This window comes from Petrocella atlantisensis (genome assembly GCF_900538275.1).
GTDB classification, from domain to species: Bacteria; Bacillota; Clostridia; order Lachnospirales; family Vallitaleaceae; genus Petrocella; species Petrocella atlantisensis.
The window spans coordinates 3162343-3181460 of record NZ_LR130778.1; the positions used below are offsets into that span (position 1 = coordinate 3162343).

A 19118-nucleotide genomic window follows, 5' to 3' on the forward strand; every position below is an offset into this window, starting at 1 on the left:
GATTTAAAATATGAAGTGGTATTATAACCTAAAAATAGGCGTCAAATTGATTATAGGTTTTGTTTTAGTAGCTGTTATAGCTGGCGCAATAGGTGTGGTTGGCTATATCGGTCTTAACGAAGTTGGAGTAGTTAGACTTCCTAGTGTTCAGTATCTATTAGAAATCGAAAAAAGCTATATTGAAATTCAAGCACATGAAAACAATTTGTTGAATCCTAAACTAACATATGAAGAAAAACAAAAAAATTACCAGGAAATTGAGATGAGTAAAGCTAATTTTAATAAGTACTGGGATTTGTTTCTAGAGTTACCGATGACAGAAGAAGAGGAAGCTAAATGGGCGCATATTGAGACTGGGTACGCTACATGGCTAGAAGGTCACGAACGATTTATGACATTGTCAAATCAAATAGATTCGCTTGGTATTGATAATCCCCAAGAAGTTAGCAAGGAAATAGCATTAAGACAAAGAGACCATATGAACTGGATATGGATGCTCTCCGAGTCCATAGAAAAAACTGTTGGATTTGAAGGTGGACTTGAAGCAGATGAATGTGCTTTAGGACATTGGCTTGGGTCATATGATACAAGAAGTGGAGAATTATCAAGTTTGATGGAAGAGATACAAATTCCCCATCAAAAAGTGCATGAAAGTGGCAAAACAATAAATGCAATAATAACAGGAGCAGCCGAAGATAAACAAGCCCAAGCTAGGAACATATACGATACTGTAACTGTAGTCAATATGGAAGCCACGCTAGATGTATTAGCTAGAATGTCAGAACTGGTTGGAACTTCAGATCGATTGTTTGATGAAATGTTGGTATTGGCTATGGGTGAAAATGAGACAAATGCTGGTAATCTAATGGTTAATTTGGAAGAAATGGTTGCACTAAATGTAACGATTGCTCATGATGCAGTGGTCAAATCGAATATGATGATTATTATGTTTACATTCATAGGTGTTGCTATTTCTATATTACTTGGATGGTTTATATCTAACATTATCAAAAAGCCAATTAACAAAATGGTAATTGCAGCCAAAAGAATTGCAGATGGAGATCTGGATGTGGATATCCAAGTAGAGTCCAAGGATGAGATTGGCATACTAGCAGGCACATTCCTAAGAATGACAAATAACATTAATGAGGTTATGACCAACATTAATTCTGCTTCTGAACAAGTGGCATCCGGATCTAGACAGGTATCAGATTCCAGCATGTCCTTGTCACAAGGCGCAACAGAACAAGCAAGTTCGGTAGAAGAATTAACAGCTTCCATTGAAGAGATTGCTGCTCAGACCAGACAAAATGCCGCCAATGCAGAAAAAGCTAAAGAAATATCCTCGTCTGCTCAAAAATATGCAGAAAAAGGGAACGCACAGATGGCAGGTATGGTCAAAGCTATGGAAGGCATCAATGATTCGTCTAATAATATATCCAAGATTATTAAAGTTATAGATGATATAGCTTTCCAAACCAACATATTAGCTCTAAATGCTGCAGTTGAAGCGGCAAGAGCCGGTCAACACGGAAAAGGATTTGCCGTAGTGGCAGAAGAAGTCAGAAATCTAGCTGCCCGTTCAGCCAATGCAGCCAAAGAAACCACAGCAATGATTGAAGGTTCTATCAAAGAGGTAGAAGGTGGCACTAAGCTTGCCAATGAAACAGCAGAGGCATTGAACATGATTGTTGAAGGTGTATCAAAATCAGCAGAACTGGTTGGAGAGATTGCTGTGGCATCGAATGAGCAAGCCCTTGGTGTTGAACAGATTAATCAAGGCATCATGCAAATATCCGATGTGGTTCAAACCACAAGTGCGACAGCAGAGGAAACAGCTGCAGCCAGCGAAGAACTATCCGGTCAAGCTGATATGCTTAAGTCACAAGTAGCTAACTTTAAGCTAAAGCACACTAAAGCCAAGTATAATCAAGACCATGAAGAAGTGCATCCAGATGTGCTAAAGATGCTGGAAGATATGAAGCATAATGAAGGTAGTGGACCCAAGAGGCAGAGCAAAAAAATATCTCTAAGTGATACAGATTTTGATAAATACTAGTCATTATTATTTGTGAAGGGAGACATGTCTCCCTTCTATAAGTGGGTGTTGAGATGATACAGATTACAGAAGATGAGTTTAGGCTCATTACAGACTTTATTAAAGAGCATAGCGGTATTCATCTGAGAGATGAGAAAAAGGCAATGCTTGTTGGGCGACTGGGTAGTATTGTCAGAGACCATAATTTAAACAGCTTTATGTCCTATTATCAGTTACTTAAGCATGACTCAGAAGGTAAAGAACTGAGTCGTTTGATTGATAAGATTACAACCAACCATACCTACTTTATGCGTGAACCGGAACATTTTAGTTTTCTCACCCAAGAAGTATTACCATATATGAATAGGACTATAAAAGACAAAGATCTACGGGTTTGGTGTGCTGCAGCATCATCAGGAGAAGAACCCTATACCCTGGCGATACTCCTAGCAGATTATTTTAAGAATCTTGCCGTATCATGGGATAAAAAATTACTGGCAACAGATCTCTCTTTAAGTGTACTAGAAGAAGCCAAAAAAGGGATTTATACAAAAGAAAAACTAAGTGCCTTACCAAAAATCTGGGTACTTAATTATTTCGATAAAATCAATGACCAGCAGTATCAGGTTAAGGAAAGTCTAAAAAATGAAGTCATCTATCGAAGGTTCAACCTTCTTGAGCCTCAATTCCCTTTTAAGAAAAAGTTTCATATAATATTCTGCCGTAACGTTATGATTTACTTTGATCATAAGACAAAAGCGGAACTCATAAACAAATTATACGATGCCCTAGAACCTGGTGGCTATTTATTTATCGGACATTCTGAATCTATAAGTAGGGAGACCACTAAGTTCAAGTATATTAAGCCGGCAGTCTATAGAAAAGTATAAGGGGGTAAGTAGGATGGCTATTAAAGTATTGATTGTTGACGACAGTCGCGTTTTTAGGGAAATACTATCAAGAGGTATCATGGTGGACCCTACGATAACAGTTGTTGCTACGGCTGTAGATCCTTATGATGCAGTCGATAAGATTCTTGAGTTTGAACCGGATGTGGTTACGTGTGATATTGAGATGCCTAAGATGAACGGTATAGAATTTATCAAGCGCTTGATGCCCCAGTATCCTGTTCCGGTTATTGTTGTGAGTGCTGTAAGCAATAAAGTCTTTGATGCTATGAATGCAGGTGCTGTTGAATTTGTTTCCAAGCCAAGCGCTCAGTCACCGGAAAGTGTTCAAGACTTTATATTGGCGGTAATTAACAAGATCAAAGCAGCATTTAACGCTACGGTTATAATTGACGAAAAGCCGATTAACATAGAAAAGAACCGACATCAAGTTATTAAACAATTTGACTTAATCGGGATTGGTGCTTCTACCGGTGGTACGGAAGCCATATTCAAGTTACTTAAACAATTACCTGAGGAATTACCGGGCATCGTAGTAGTACAGCATATACCACCGATTTTTTCAGCAATGTATGCTGAACGGTTGAATCAACAAACGCACTTTACGGTGAAAGAAGCAGCAAACAATGATATCATTAAGAGAAACCATGTATATGTAGCACCAGGTGATCAACATGTACAAGTTAGAAAAGTGGATGGTACTTACGTTCTTAGGGTGTTTGCCGGTAATAAGGTTAGTGGGCACTGTCCCTCAGTGGATGTATTGTTTTCATCTATGGCCGAGGAAGCTAAGGAAAGAGCTATGGGTGTTCTGTTAACCGGAATGGGTTATGATGGTGCAAAAGGTATAACAACTATGAAAAGGAAGGGTGCCATCACCATTGGTCAAGACGAAGCTTCAAGTGTGGTCTATGGCATGCCTAAAGTAGCCTATGAATTAAATGGCATAACAAAGCAGACGTCTTTAGATCTAATGGGTCATTATATGATGAAATACTTGAGGTGACTTATGTTAAATGTGGGTATTGGTGAATATAGAGTATCTAATAATCAAAGTGAGATTATGATAACACATGCGCTTGGTTCCTGTGTTGCACTTATTATCCATTGCAATCATACAAATCATACAGCGATGGCCCATATAGTCCTACCGGAAAATTCAAGTATAAGAAATAGGGCTCTATACAAGATGAAGCCGGGTTATTTTGCGTCAGATATTGTACCGGTAATGGTAAACTATTTTCTGAATGAATTAGGTTGTAAGAAAAGTCAATTAGAAGTGCATCTTATTGGCGGAGCAGTATCCGGTCTGCCGACGGATCAATTTTTAGTCGGACAAAAAAACAAAGCAATGGTTAGACATTTGGTCAGTACTTATGGATTAAAAATTGATGATTCAGAAACAGGCAAGCGTTATAGCCGAACCGTTACAGTTAAGGTATCAAACGGCCATATTCATGTTAAACGGCAAAATATGATATTATAGGTGATAAATATGAAAAAAAATATGGATTATTATAACATTTTGGAAGCCCTGGGAGACGGTGTCATTACGGTTAATGAACACAATGAGATTGAATACATTAATAAAAAGGCTATTGAAGTCATTGGTAATCAACCAGAACCTATGGATGACATAGCTCGGTTCTTTCGAGTTAAAACAGATGAAAAAGGTGAAATCATCAAGAACATCATTGATGAAGTCAAAGCATCAGGTATTACAAGAGGGCTAGAAAGAGGCGCATATATTATGGTGCCCAATGTAGGGAAGCGGTATATGTCGGCAAGTATTACACGTATACAGGTTCAGAATCTTTATCAGGTAGTACTTAGTATTCGAGATGTTACTAATTTAATCCAGTTAGAAAATGAGCATATCGAACAAAAGAATAATTTAGAAATTATCAATGACGCCTTGCCTTTAGGCTTAGTTGTGGTGGATGAGGATAGAAAAGTGATCAAGATTAACCGCTATATCTCACATAACTTTGATGTGAAACAAGCACAGGCTGGTGAAGCATTACTCGGGAACTTATTGAGATGTTCAAATGCCAAGGACAAATTATGTGGATTAAGTGAAGGATGTGCTGACTGTAAAATGAGACAAAGTGTTCATGCATTATATGAAGACAGTCAAGATTATCTTTCTAACAGGTTACAGTTTAAGCATACTATTTTTGATAAAAATATCTATAGAGATTATCAACTGGGATTTGTGAAAATCATGAGTCATGATGAAATACAGACCTTGATTATTATTCAAGATATAACAGAGCAAGTCAACTATGAAAAAAGGATAAAAAAAGCTAAAGATGATGCAATTGAAGCCAATCGACTAAAAAGCGAATTCTTATCGAATATGAGTCATGAAATTCGGACACCTTTAAACGGTATCATAGGAATGGTGGACCTTACAAGACGTTACCTAACAGATCCGTCATTAATTGAGAACCTTGATATTGCCAAATCTTCTAGTATGAATCTGTTAAATATTATCAACAGTATCTTAGATATTTCTAAAATTGAAGCAGGTAAATTGACATTATTTAAAAAACCTTTTTGCATAGATCGACTTTTTGAAGAAGTTTATAAAGAAAATCTCTTTAAAGCTCAGGAGAAGAACATTGATTTTAATCTACAAATATGTCCCACCGCCATGGGAAGGGTTATTGGAGACAGAATTAGACTTAAGCAAGTACTGACGAATCTCGTGGATAATGCTATCAAATTTACAGATGTAGGTGAGGTCATGATGCATTATTGTTTTTCTATGATTGGGAGCAACAAACTGGAATTACGCGTACATGTAAAAGATACCGGTATTGGCATTAGTGAAGACTTCAAGGCGAATTTATTTGAGAGCTTCACGCAAGCCGATGGTTCTTACACACGGAAAAAAGGTGGTACTGGTCTTGGTTTAACCATTTCTAAGAAAATAATTAGACTTTTTGGCGGCAACTTAACGGTTAAATCAGAAGAAGGCATGGGTTCAGATTTCTACTTTAGTATCCCTCTAGACGTTGAGACAGAATCAGGACAGGAAATAGAAGCTTATTATAGAAGATTAGATACCCTGTATGAGCCTTTTTATAAGCAGGAACTATCCGAGACTCAACATAAAAAGGGAAGGATTTTGGTCATTGAAGATGATGAGATTAATCGTAGAATCATTTCTAAACAGCTGGTATTAGATGGACATACCGTTGATGTAGCGGAAAATGGGAAAATAGGCGTGAATGAAGTAGAAAAAAATCTTGCTTATGATGTGATTTTTATGGATATTCAGATGCCGGTGATGAGTGGGCTTGAGGCTGTTGATATTATTCGGAGAAGCGATAAAGGCAGAAAAGCAACCATTATTGCTTTGACAGCACTAGCATTAAAAGAAGATCGGGATGTAATTATGAAGCATAACTTTGACTTATATATTACGAAACCCATACAGTTACAGAAAATATCTGAAATGGTTCATGCACTCATGGATGGTGATAAAAGAATACTTCATGACGTGCGGTACAATGAAGCATTAGTCATCATGCATGATGATGTCAAGACAGAACGCGTCAGTACGGTAGAAACAATACTAGAAAAGATTAGATATCTCTATAAGGAGAAAGATAGTAATGAAATAACCGCTCAAGCTCAGAAATTGGTTGATTATTTTGAAAGAAGTGGACAAGATGAATTAAGAATATTGGCTTTTAAGCTGGTGATGGCAACACGCAAAGAAAAATGGGATAATATTTTAGATTTTGTAGAAAAAATAGCTTTAGATTTGACTTAAACTGTAGTAAAGTGTAGATAGATTAGATAAAAAATGAATGCTGGGGAGTGACTGAGTTGAGAATACTTATAGCAGAAGACGATGTGGTGAGCAGAAAACTTATGTGGAAGATCTTGTCCGATTATGGGGACTGTGATTTGGTTATTAACGGCCTTGAGGCTATCGATGCTTTTCTATTAGCCTTAAAAGACAAAGAGCCCTATGATATGATTTTCTTGGATATCATGATGCCCAAGGTAGATGGTGTAAAAGTATTAAAAACCATTCGAGACTTGGAGATGCAAAATCAAATCAACAATCCTGTTAAAATCATTATGACAACTGCTCTTGGTGAGACGGAAGTCGTGGATGATGCATTTACTAAAGGGGCTAATGCTTATGCAACCAAACCGTTGGATATTGAGAAGCTTATTGAAGTCATTAAGAACCTACAATTGACACGTTAAGCTAAGGTACACTATCAAACATAGAAAAGGAGTCTAATAATGAACATAAATGTTGCTTATTATGATTCGCCCATTGGTTTAATCATGATAGAAGCAAAAAATGAAAATATTATAAGGGTATCATTTGTAGATATTGCAACGCTATCTGAGAATGCTAGCCCCATACTTGAAAAAGCAAAAAAACAAATGGCTGAATATTTTGAAGGTAAAAGAAAAGAATTTGATTTACAGATGGCTTTTGAGGGCACACAATTTGAAAAAAAAGTTTTTAAGGCACTAACAGAGGTTGAATATGGTAAAGTGGCCACATATAAAGACATAGCTATAAAAGTAGGTCATAACAAGGCGTACCGTGCCATAGGAGGCACCAATCATAAGAACAAACTGGCAATCATAGTGCCTTGTCACCGAATTATTGGCAGTAATGGTAAGATGACGGGTTATGCAAGCGGTATCTGGCGCAAAACTTGGCTCCTTGACCATGAAAAGAAAAATAGTACTGATTAGTCAATTTAAAATATCCAAGCTTATTCAAGCTGATGGATATTTTTTTTGTATAAGAAAATCAGGTAAAGTTACCTTGATGGAGCTTGATTTGTTGAAAATCATCCATCTGGGACCTATGAACTTATAATAATTTATGCTATAATTAATTAAATCTATAGTGCTTTAGACGCATTTTTTAGGCTTAAGCACCATAGAGGGATAATCAGTAAACCAGCTTGAGGGAGGGTTATATGTTTAAAAAGCAATTACGGTCATTTATTGGAATACTGCTACTGTTGGTTATGACAACAACAATTGCATTTGGAAATGAAGCGATACCAAGCAATTGGGCTAAAGATGAGGTTGATGAGGCGATGACCCATGGACTGATTCATGAGAGTTTAAGGAAAGGCTATAAAGGGCCCATTAGACGTTATGAATATGTCTTATTAGCATTATCTATAGTTGAAAAAACAGGTAGAGATATTGAACTAGAATCAGAGTATGCTTTTTCGGACATCTTAGGCCATCCCTATGAGCAAGAGATACTTAAAGCCTACAGTTTTAAGATTATTGACGGTTATGGTAACGGACTATTTAAGCCGGATGCCTATATTACACGGCAAGAGGTTGCAAGTCTTGTATACAAACTTATGAATGCGTTGGGCCTTGACGATGACGCCCTCATTCAATTAGGTACCCAATATTCTGACGGCAATCATATCAGTGGTTGGGCGAAAAAAGCCGTCGATTATTGTTATCAGAACAACATCATGAAAGGTGTCGGTAAGGATCACACAGGACTTGATATTATACGACCTTTAGGCACAACAACTCTAGAAGAGGCCATCTTACTTATGTACCGACTGGCTAATCAGAAAGAAATAGTCAACGCACCTTCTATTGGTCAAATCACGATTGATGAAAACAACACGAATAGTACGGTTGATAAAGAAGCCGGAGAGGCCTTTGATCTTACTTATTTTTCAAGATATTTCTCTTTAGAAGCTGCAACACTACTATTAGAGCTAGAAGATTCGGAGAATATTCGTATTATTGATGTATCAGATAAATCAGCATTACTTAGTATAGGGTCAAATAATACAATTTACTTGGTTAAAGACTCAAGAGGTATTATATTAGAACTTAACAGTTATACGAACATAGATACATCTGTGGAGACTTTGTTCAAACAATTACTTAACGTAATCAATGGTAATGACTTCGTTGTAGACAGATTAGAAGAAGGCCTTAAAGAACTAAAAAATGATGGAATACGATTCGAAGAACGTATTGGTGATAACTATCAAATTATGGGATATCTGGATGACACCATGGATGATGTTTATATTGTCAAGTTCCATGATGTGGCACGATGAAAAGAAGGAGGGCTATAATGACAAAAATAAATTTTAAATCATGGATCAGTATGCTTTTGATAATGGTAATGGTCATCAGTATGGGTGTATCGGTGCAGGCAGATACCGTTGATTACGAAGCACCGATTTTTATGAACAAAATGATTGTCGACAATAAGACACAAGTATTAGTCAATGATACTTTTCAAGTCAGCTATAGGTTTCAACCTCAAGATATTCCTGTAGATACCCTTTTGCCGGAAGATTATAATACACCTAAAGATATAATTTTGATTATTGATACTTCAGGAAGTATGGCTTGGGATGTAAACGGGAATTCAATCAGTCAGTCTAGATATTGGAGTGATTATGAAGTTATAACAGAATCAGAATACAGAGAAAATAACAATGCTTATAATAAAGTTGCCAATGAAGTTGGTCAAAATGACCCTTGGGATGAAAGAGTATCACAATGGTATTGGGTTAGAGATGGATGGAGTTGGACAAGAGTCTGGACATACACCTATTATCAATATACCTATTATCAGCGATATTGGATAAACACAGCAGCAACTTCTAGAATGGATTTGGCTAAGAATTCAGCAAAAAACTTTCTAAAACAATTAAAAGATGCACCTAATACCAATGTTGGTATTATTGAATACAATTCAGATACTTCCGTTAAGTACAGAAATAATAGCATGTTACTACCCATAGACAATTCAACGAATTATAACTTCTTGGTTTCGGCGGTCAACGATCTAAGTGCTGGTGGTGGAACTAATATTGGTTTGGGTATGTACGAAGGATTCAAGTCTTTGAATACAAATACAGATTCAGAGAAATATTTTATATTTTTAACGGACGGTGTGCCAACCTATTATTCATACTATGATCAAGATAATGATGGAAAAAAAGACAATAACGAATCCTACTATAATTATGAAAATGGATCACGATTAAAAAGAGGTGGAACCGGTAGTAGTGATAATGATGGTCTAGCCCTTAATTATGGTAAAAATATCGGAAGACTTATAAAGGGTAGTAGCCGTGCTATTCAAAGCTATTTTATAGCTTTTGCCGATGATGATGCGGGCAATACCCTAAAAGCGATATCGGATGAAGCAAATGGCACCTATAAAAAAGCCTTATCAGGTAATGCATTGGAAGATATTTATTCTGAATTAGGCGAGCAAATTAGCAGCGATTTCTCACTTAAAAATGTCTACTTTGAAGAAACCTTTAATGACGCTTTTGAGATTGTAAGTTATCCTTCTTCCATGGAAAAAGTGAGTCAGACAGTAAAAGGCGAGTTTGGTAGTATCAATTATAATCTTAATGCGGCTGGGACACATTTCGTAGCCAGTCCTATGGAATTCACCATAACACTTAAGGCAAAGACAGCAGGTGCTTATGTTATTGGTGAAGGACAGCAATCCTTTATTCGCTATAAGGATCTAGATGATGTCGTTAAGATTAAAGAGTTTGCAGATATTGATATGATTGTAACTGAAACTCAAGCACCTGTTATGAATGTGAACTTGTCCAATACGAAGGAGCATCAATCCAACTACATATTAACCATAAATATTAATGAAGATGCGAGGCTCCAAGTATATGATGTAAATGATACGGTCTTATTCTCATTTGCAGGGTTACAAGGTGATAATAAGTTAGATATGACAAAAGACCAGTTAATAGGAAACTATCTCAAAGTGCGAGCGACGGATGTATATGGCAATGTGACCAACGAAACGGTACCTATCATTACAGTTACATCAATCCAGAGTCAAGTGCATTCTGAGTTAGTACTACAAACTCAAATCAACAGTACCGTTACTAAAATCGATCTAAACGAGGCGACAGTTGCAACGGGTAAGTTTACGGATGCACTTGGTCAATATAGGCAGAACCTTACTTTAGAAGAAGGTAGTAATCTTATTGAAATCGGTGTCGAGAATGCTTTCGGAAACACAGGTAATCTATATCATGATAAGAGCATTGAAGCAGATAATGCTCCACCGATCATAAAATACGATCATATGAAAGGTTTTATATTAAATGGTGCTGCTATGCCGGTTTATGTTGAAACCAATGGAACAGGTTCTAGGATTGTAGAGACACATTATATGAAACTGACAAGTGGTGCTACCAGTGCGACGATAGCTGACTTTAGTCATTTGATCGGAACCAGTCAAGGCTTAATGATAGAAATGACAGAAGATGAGATTGATGCTATTGCAGTGTTTGCACCAAATAAGAACGATGATGAACACCTTCATGAAAGGTTCAATGTAACAGAAAACGGTTATTATGCTGTATATGCAAGAGATGAAGGTGGCAACGAGGCAGTTATCGTTATAAGAATTAATAACAGGATGGATGAATTGCCAAATCTATTGTAAAAGCATCGTAGAACAAATCAATAAGTTTCGTAGTATAATTAAAAGAGTAGCAATGATGTGAAATCTTGCTACTCTTTTATGTCGAACATACATAACTTCTCCTTGAAGTCGATTCATGATATAATAAAAAAAGAGATAAAATAATAAACGGTTAAGTTGTTAAACCATATAGTTTTGACAACTTAACCCTAAATATAATTAAAGGTGTGACGCTATGAGTGATTCTATTCGACTTAATAAATATATCAGTGAATCCGGTATATGTTCGAGAAGAGAAGCAGACAAGTTGATTCAAAGAGGCCTTGTAACGATAAATGGATATCTTGCCCAGGTAGGATCAAAAGTGGAATTTGAGGATATCGTTGCCGTGGAAGGCAAAGTGGTAAAACCAAAAGTACAAAGAATATATATGGCTTTTAACAAGCCGGTGGGTGTGACATGTACCACAGATTTTAAAGATTCTACAAATATAGTGGAATATATTGGGTATAAAGAACGGATATTTCCCATTGGCCGTTTAGATAAAATGTCTGAAGGATTAATTTTTATGACCAATGATGGTGATATTGTCAATAAAATCTTAAGATCGGGTAACCGCCACGAAAAAGAATATGTCGTAACCGTTGACAAGCCGATTACAGATGAATTTATCAGAAAAATGGAACGTGGTGTACCTATTCTTAAAACAAAGACCAAGCCGTGTAAAATAGAACGTATCGGAAAAAATAGGTTTAAGATCATTTTGGTTCAAGGATTAAATCGTCAAATCAGGCGTATGTGTGAGGTTTTCGGCTATACGGTGATTAAGCTTAAACGTATAAGAATCATGAATATAGAGCTTAGAGGTATTGAGCCGGGACAGTGGCGCTATCTAAATAAAGCAGAGATTAGAGAAATCGATCGACTCATAAGCCATTCCAGTAAGACGGAAGAGGCTTCATTTACGAAATAAGTACAACAATGGCAAAGTTTCATGAAAAGAGTTGGGGAAAATCTTATGAACGAAAAGATGCTAAAATCAATATACCGTTATGATAAAAAGGAGAAAACCTATCATATAGATGTACATCTTGATAATTATCGGGATGTATACAGTGAATGGGACTATTCACCTTTTGTGAATAGAGATATGGATGAGGACTTGCTAGAATATCTTATGTCTTGCTCTTATGAAATACCAATGAAAAAGAATTTGGATATCAACTTTTTCTTGTTAAAAACATTACATGATACCAGTCGTGAAAAGAGAAGTATTGAAGGTATACATAATTATTTTGGGTATCGGATTCGTCAAGTGAAAACGCAACGGTTTCGGCAGATGAGGAACACCCTTACCTTCTTTGTAATAGGTGTGATACTGTTGATATTTGCTGTTTTTTCGACCAGCCTCATTAAGAATCCGATTTTAGAACAATTGCTATCAGAAGGCTTATATATTGGTGCGTGGGTGGCTATGTGGGAGATGTTTTCCATCTGGTTTTTTCACATCAATGGTTTGAATTATAAGATCAAACATTACTTGCGGCTTAAGTCCAGTAATATCTATTATCAGTATGTAGACAAGTAAAATGATTGTCGAAAAAGGGAGGTAAGCTTGTGGAAGGTAGTAAAAGAGATGAGATTCAAATCGGTATGACGGTAATGATTGTGCAGAAACAGGATCAACGCAGTGGTCAGTTGACAGAAGGTGTGGTAAAGAAAATATTGACCAACTCTAAAAATCATCCTCATGGGATTAAAGTCATGTTAGAGGATGGTATCGTCGGTAGGGTTAAGACAATTGTTCATTAGAAATCATTAGGGACAGGTGAGGGATGAATTACAAAAAGAACAAAAAGAACTAAACTGACCGTAATATTGACAAATAAATGTCAAACTTGTATATTTAGTGAAGTGATTAAATTGGATAGGAGCGAAAAAAATGGGAAATGAAAAACACATAGTGGTTTTAGGTGCAGGCTATGGTGGTATACTTACTGCAAAAAAGCTTGCAAGGAAATTCAAGAAAAAAGAAGATATAAAAATTACCTTAATTGACAAAAATACATACCATACGATGCTAACGGAGTTGCATGAGGTTGCTGCCGGTCGTGTGCCGGAAGAATCCATACGTATTGACCTAGATAAGATTTTTGAAGGTCGTAATGTCGATGTGGTATTGGATGAAATTAAAAATATCGATTTTGAAAAGAAAGAATTAACGGGTGATTTAAACACATACGCCTATGACTACTTAGTACTGGGTACAGGTTCAAAACCTACTTTCTATGGCTGTAAAGGGGCAGAGGAAAATGCTTTGACTTTATGGTCTTATGAAGATGCGCTAAAGATTAAGTATCATATCTTAGAAGCTTTTGGTAAAGCAAGTGTAGAGAAAACGCCGGATAAAAGAGCACATCTTCTGACTTTTGTTGTCGTAGGCTGTGGGTTTACAGGCATAGAGATGATAGGTGAATTAGCTGAATGGACGGATAAATTATGTTTTAACTTCAATATTCCTAGGGAAGAAGTTAAACTCATGGTTGTCGACTTGTTACCGAGAGTACTACCTATGTTTAAAGACAAATTAATCCATAAAACAGAAAAACGTTTGGAAAAATTAGGTGTTGAGGTTTTAACCCGTTCCAATATCATCGAAGTGAATAAAAACAGTATTAGTATAGAAGGCAAAGAGCCTATTCCAACTTATACCACCATTTGGGCTGCAGGTGTTGAAGGCAGTGACTTGATGGGGACTTTGAAAAAAGAACACTTTAGTAAAGGACCAAGAAATCGCGTTCAGACCGATCAATACCTAAGATCTGAAAGTCATGATGATGTTTTTGTAGTTGGTGACAACATCTTCTTTATTCCGGAAGGGGAAGAACAACCTGTTCCACAGATGGTTGAAAATGCAGAGCATTCATCTGCTTTGGTTGCCGGGAATATTATTGCTACGATCAAAAAAGAGCCTCTGAAACCATACAAACCCAAGTTTCATGGTGCTATGGTAAGTATCGGTGGCAAATATGGTGTGGCTCAAGTAGGTACACCTAAGAATCAAATGGTTTATTCAGGATTCCTTGCGATGTTGATTAAGCATATGATTAATATGGTATATTTTTTACAAGTATCTGGGTTTAACAAAGCATGGACTTATATGATGCATGAATTCTTCCATGTTGAAGATCGACGTAGCTTTTTGGGTGGACATTTTTCTAAAAGATCACCTAACTTCTTCTTGGTACCACTTAGATTATTTCTCGGATTAAAATGGTTGTTAGAAGGTCTTGCAAAGCTACCTAGAATCATGGAGAATCCGAATGATATTTTCTTAATACCAGCGAAATTACCGACTTCAGGAGCGTCCGAAGAATGGGTTGAAGAAGCAACAGAAGTGATCGTATGGACAACATCGTTACCTTTACCACAATTTGTTGAAGATATCGTGAGTTGGATGCTGAACTTAAGTCATGGTGCAGCCCTTCCGGTTCCGGAATTTGTAACGAACATGGTCGATGCCTCGATGGATATGGTATTCTATACTTCCACCGGTGACTTCACAGCAATGGCTTCGATTTTCCAAACAGGTATGGTCCTAGGAGAAATCGCAGTTGGTGGTGCCTTGATTATTGGTTTGTTTACAGCATTGGCATCCATCGGTTCCATTATTATGGGCATTATGATTTGGTCTTCTAACATGGCACCTGTTGAGATGTTATGGTATCTTGCAGCAGGATTTGCATTAATTGGTGGTAGTGGTAGTACATTTGGTCTTGACTATTATGTTTTACCTTTCTTAAAGAAACAATGGATGAAATTAAAAGTTGTCAAAAAGTGGTATTTATTCACGTGAAAGAATAATTAGAGAAACTTAGTTGAGTCCTATAACCAATAATGATACAATGCTTAGGTGGGATGTTGGCAGATGCTTACATCCCAATCTATAGCGGTTCCTTTATACATGTAAGTGATGGTTTCAAAACTATAACTCAAAACTATAACCCAAAATGATAAACCAAGTGGTGATAATATGAATACAAAAATAACAGAGGCATCCTTTTTGTTACAACTTGAAAAAGTAAAAGAGAATATGAAGTCTCAAACGGCTTCAGGAGATGCCGTTTTAGATGGCTCTCTTGACTATTTAATGGCAACAGGCGGGAAAATGCTAAGACCTACATTTCTCTTGATTGGAAGCAGAATGGGTAAGTCTTATATGGAACGAGAATCTGAGATTATCAAATTGGCTACAGCCATAGAAACCATACATCTAGCAACTCTGATTCATGATGATATCATTGATGAAGCAACCATGCGTAGAGGAAGAGCTTCAATTCAAGGCAAATACGGTCAATCCTATGCGGTCTATATGGGTGACTATCTGCTGAGTCAATGTTTTCTGATGCTGACCAATCTTAATCTGGAAAAATCTCTCGCAATTAATCTTGCTAAGGTTGTTACCAGAATTTGCCTAGGTGATATGAAACAAAATCAGCTGCGCTATGATGTAAAGATAACGCCTTATAAATACATCAAAATGGTATCAGGAAAGACAGCTGCCTTATTCTCTGTAGCAATGAGCTCAGGGGCATATTATGCAGGTGCAGATGAAAAAGATGTTAAGATTCTTAGTCGAATCGGCTATGAGATTGGTATGGCTTTTCAACTTGTGGATGATCTTCTTGATTTTGAAGGGGATATAGCAACAGTTGGTAAGGAAGTCCAAGTGGATGTACGTCGTGGCTATTACAGCATGCCCATCATTTTTGCACTTCAAAATGATAATCCGTATTCAGAAAGACTTAAATTATTGTTGGGTCAAGACATGGATGATGACAGTATAGAAGAAATGTTTGAGATCGTAAGACTTTCAGGCGGCATTGAGCAAACAAGATCCTTAGCAAACAAGTACCATATGAGAGCTATGGCTTTATTGGAAAAGCTGCCTATCGGTGAGACAAGAACAATGCTTGAGAACATGATTCCTCCCTTATTGAGTCGGATGAGCTGACGGAAAAGGAAATGAGGTGCGTATGATGTGTGAAGGTAAAGTAAAAGGGTTAAGGGGCTATTTCTCTTTAACCTTTTTTCTCATAATTATGATCGTTTTAATGGTAGGTTGTTCGGAACGTGCACCGATTTATATACCCGGAACGTATATAAATGAGACAGAAGGGTATTACAGTACCCTAAGGGTTAGTGTAACAGTGGATCAAAGTCATATAACCCAAATTGAGATATTATCTCATGAGGAACCTGAATTATTGGCGAATGTTGTCTTTGAAGAACTACCGAAAGCCATTATGAAAAAAAACAATATAGATGTGGATGTTATATCCGGAGCAACCTATACCAGCGAAGCACTTATTGATGCTGTTAAAAAGGCCCTTGAACAAGCGAAGGTGGATGAGGAATAATGAAGCTACATTATAAAATAATGATTGTTGTAACAACGGCCATTATCCTGGTAATAGGTTTTATATCTCTTGTGGCGAATCATCAACTCAAAGCTTCTATGGAGCTTCATATGGGAAGTGCAGCGAGTGATATAGCAGTCGTTATAGCCAACCTACCGGATTTGGGGCAGATGTTGTCGGAAGAAAGAGAAGATGGGTCCATTCAAGGACTTATTGAAAACTTAAGAATTCTGACAAGATATCAATACATTATAATAATGGATATGGAAGGAAAACAATATGCCTATCCTTACGCAAGTGGTCTCTACAAACCCTATAAAAATGGCGGCGAAGAGGCTGTGTTAAATGAAGGTAAAGCTTACATATCAGCGGATAACAACCAACTTATTTCTGCAATAAGAGCTTTTCATCCCATATATTATGAAGATGAACAAGTGGGTGCCGTTCTTGTCGGATTGTTAACCGATGAGGTTCAAAAGGAAACAGAAGCCCAACGGGAAAATATTGAGTATGCATTGGTTATAGGTATGGCCCTCGGGGTTATTTTGGCTCTGTATCTTGCGATGGATATTAAAAAATCTATTTTCGGACTTGAACCTAAAGAAATCGCTCTTTTAGTAAGCGAACGTGAGTTGATCTTACACAGCATTGAAAAAGGCATTATTGCAATTGATCAAAATGGTGAGGTCCTTATATGTAATAGAAAATCTCAAATGATGTTAAATTTGCCAATGGATGATAAATGTTCCATCGACCATCTTTCACAAACACCTATCTATGATTATATGCTTGAAGCCATTCAATCTAAGTCGGATATTGTGAATGAACAGCTGTTTTTACCGAATCAAACAAGGATCTTAATTAGTTTATGTCTCATGCATGATAGCAGTAATCAAGTCATAGGGGCTGTTGCAAGTCTTGAAAATCTGACTCAAGTAAGGGCATTGGCCGAAGAATTGACAGATTATAGACATTTGGTGGATTCCTTAAGAGCCCAGAACCATGAATTTATGAATAAACTTCAAACGATATCCGGATTATTGCAATTAGGTGATCATGAGGAAGTTCTGGATTATATTGATACTTTAGCATCCAAAAACAGTAGGCTAAACCATCTCTTAAGTGAGCATATAAGAGATAATAAGATTGCTGGACTGTTACTGACCAAATATGCACTTTTTTCCGAGAACAAAATAGATTTTATCATCGATCAGGATTCATTTGTTGAGGGTTTGCCAGCTGAATTAAATGCAGAGGAAGCCTGTTCAATTATTGGGAATTTACTTGAAAATGCAATGGATGCGGTTGGTCAAGAAAAAGTGAAAAAAATTGTTATTTTTATTGATGCCAGTCAAGACCACTTTATTATGGAAATATACAATTCAGGTCCACCTGTGGAGGAAGATATTTTAGAAAGCATTTATGAAAAAGGATTTTCAACTAAAGGTGGCAATCGAGGCTATGGCTTATATTTGGTTAGAAATATTGTGGAAAATGCGGAAGGTATTATTGATTATATCTATGATGAAGGAGTGAGATGGTATGTCAACATCCCTAGAGATAAAAGTATTGATCGTTGAAGACGATTTGATGATTCAAAGAATACTAACGGAATTTCTAAAAAAAATAAGGGGTTATACTTTGGTTGGAGTAGCTTCTGATTACACAAGTGCAAAGCACTTTATTGAGTCTACAGCCATTGATTTTGTATTGTTGGATATCTATTTGCCCGGAGGTTTAGGGATAGATCTTCTGAAGTGGATTAGACAACAGGAGAGAGCTATTGATGCGCTTCTTATTACAGCAGATAATAGGTCTGAGACTCTAGAAAAGGCTATGCGTTATGGTGCTGTAGATTATTTAATAAAACCATTTAGGTTTAGTCGTTTTCAAGAGGCTTTGAAAAGATATCTGGTTAAGAAGGCACAACTTCATAATAAAATCATGATGGACCAAGAGAATATAGATCAATTAATGCATTTAAATCAGAATCCAATTTATGAAGAAGGTACGAATCAAACCTTTGAAAATATCATGAGTTTCTTACAAAAAAATTCAAATCAGAGCTATACATCCTCAGAGATTGCTAAAATCCTGGGTATTTCACGAATCACAGCAAGGAGGTATCTAGAAGAGATGGAAAACGACGGAATCGTGGTATTAGAACTTGCATATGGTGGTGTAGGACGACCCAAAAACCTTTACCGATTCGTAGGAGACCAGCTATGAAAAGTCAAGTATAAATTAGCTGGAAATTCTTTTTAATCGAATTCCTTAAAAAAGGGTAACTTTAA

Annotated in this window: 17 protein-coding genes; all 17 read left to right on the forward strand. The window is 36.7% G+C overall.

From position 1 onward, the window contains the following. Positions 1–10: 10 nt before the first annotated feature. Positions 11–2059, forward strand: coding sequence for a methyl-accepting chemotaxis protein (locus PATL70BA_RS14510; RefSeq protein ID WP_125138049.1), 2049 nt, complete (start codon positions 11–13; stop codon positions 2057–2059). 53 nt (positions 2060–2112) lie between these two features. Beyond that, a complete protein-coding gene (locus tag PATL70BA_RS14515; RefSeq protein WP_125138050.1) occupies positions 2113–2928 on the forward strand; it encodes a CheR family methyltransferase in 816 nt (271 codons plus the stop codon). A gap of 13 nt (positions 2929–2941) precedes the next feature. Beyond that, positions 2942–3952: a chemotaxis-specific protein-glutamate methyltransferase CheB gene (gene cheB / locus PATL70BA_RS14520; RefSeq protein WP_125138051.1), complete on the forward strand. Its 1011-nt coding sequence runs from the start codon at positions 2942–2944 to the stop codon at positions 3950–3952. Positions 3953–3955: 3 nt separating this feature from the next. Further along, a complete protein-coding gene (locus PATL70BA_RS14525; RefSeq protein ID WP_125138052.1) occupies positions 3956–4432 on the forward strand; it encodes a chemotaxis protein CheD in 477 nt (158 codons plus the stop codon). A 9-nt stretch (positions 4433–4441) separates the two neighbouring features. Continuing rightward, positions 4442–6730, forward strand: a complete 2289-nt coding sequence (locus PATL70BA_RS14530; protein ID WP_125138053.1) for an ATP-binding protein — start codon at positions 4442–4444, stop codon at positions 6728–6730. A 56-nt stretch (positions 6731–6786) separates the two neighbouring features. Further along, the gene (locus PATL70BA_RS14535) at positions 6787–7176 is read left to right on the forward strand and encodes a response regulator (RefSeq protein WP_125138054.1); all 390 of its coding nucleotides are present in this window, start codon (positions 6787–6789) and stop codon (positions 7174–7176) included. Between the two features lie 39 nt (positions 7177–7215). Continuing rightward, positions 7216–7683 (forward strand): methylated-DNA--[protein]-cysteine S-methyltransferase, encoded by a 468-nt coding sequence (locus PATL70BA_RS14540; RefSeq protein ID WP_125138055.1) that lies wholly within the window; start codon positions 7216–7218, stop codon positions 7681–7683. 230 nt (positions 7684–7913) lie between these two features. Next, entirely contained in the window at positions 7914–9041 is a 1128-nt protein-coding gene (locus PATL70BA_RS14545; protein WP_125138056.1) for an S-layer homology domain-containing protein, read from the forward strand. Positions 9042–9058: 17 nt separating this feature from the next. After that, on the forward strand, positions 9059–11425 hold the full coding sequence (locus PATL70BA_RS14550; protein ID WP_172596270.1) for a vWA domain-containing protein: 2367 nt from the start codon (positions 9059–9061) through the stop codon (positions 11423–11425). A gap of 214 nt (positions 11426–11639) precedes the next feature. Continuing rightward, complete coding sequence (rluF, locus tag PATL70BA_RS14555; RefSeq protein WP_125138058.1) at positions 11640–12377, forward strand: 23S rRNA pseudouridine(2604) synthase RluF; 738 nt, start codon at positions 11640–11642, stop codon at positions 12375–12377. Between the two features lie 45 nt (positions 12378–12422). Next, on the forward strand, positions 12423–12992 hold the full coding sequence (locus PATL70BA_RS14560; protein ID WP_125138059.1) for a hypothetical protein: 570 nt from the start codon (positions 12423–12425) through the stop codon (positions 12990–12992). Between the two features lie 29 nt (positions 12993–13021). After that, a complete protein-coding gene (locus tag PATL70BA_RS14565) occupies positions 13022–13216 on the forward strand; it encodes a YwbE family protein (RefSeq protein WP_125138060.1) in 195 nt (64 codons plus the stop codon). Between the two features lie 130 nt (positions 13217–13346). Then, on the forward strand, positions 13347–15260 hold the full coding sequence (locus PATL70BA_RS14570; RefSeq protein ID WP_125138061.1) for an NAD(P)/FAD-dependent oxidoreductase: 1914 nt from the start codon (positions 13347–13349) through the stop codon (positions 15258–15260). A gap of 177 nt (positions 15261–15437) precedes the next feature. Then, positions 15438–16418, forward strand: coding sequence for a polyprenyl synthetase family protein (locus PATL70BA_RS14575; protein ID WP_125138062.1), 981 nt, complete (start codon positions 15438–15440; stop codon positions 16416–16418). A gap of 22 nt (positions 16419–16440) precedes the next feature. Then, positions 16441–16824, forward strand: a complete 384-nt coding sequence (locus tag PATL70BA_RS14580) for an FMN-binding protein (RefSeq protein WP_125138063.1) — start codon at positions 16441–16443, stop codon at positions 16822–16824. After that, on the forward strand, positions 16824–18404 hold the full coding sequence (locus PATL70BA_RS14585) for a Spo0B domain-containing protein (protein ID WP_125138064.1): 1581 nt from the start codon (positions 16824–16826) through the stop codon (positions 18402–18404). Before PATL70BA_RS14580 ends, PATL70BA_RS14585 begins: the two co-directional genes overlap by 1 nt. After that, on the forward strand, positions 18367–19053 hold the full coding sequence (locus PATL70BA_RS14590) for a response regulator (protein ID WP_125138065.1): 687 nt from the start codon (positions 18367–18369) through the stop codon (positions 19051–19053). The genes PATL70BA_RS14585 and PATL70BA_RS14590 overlap by 38 nt, the downstream gene beginning before the upstream one ends. Positions 19054–19118 lie beyond the last annotated feature (65 nt).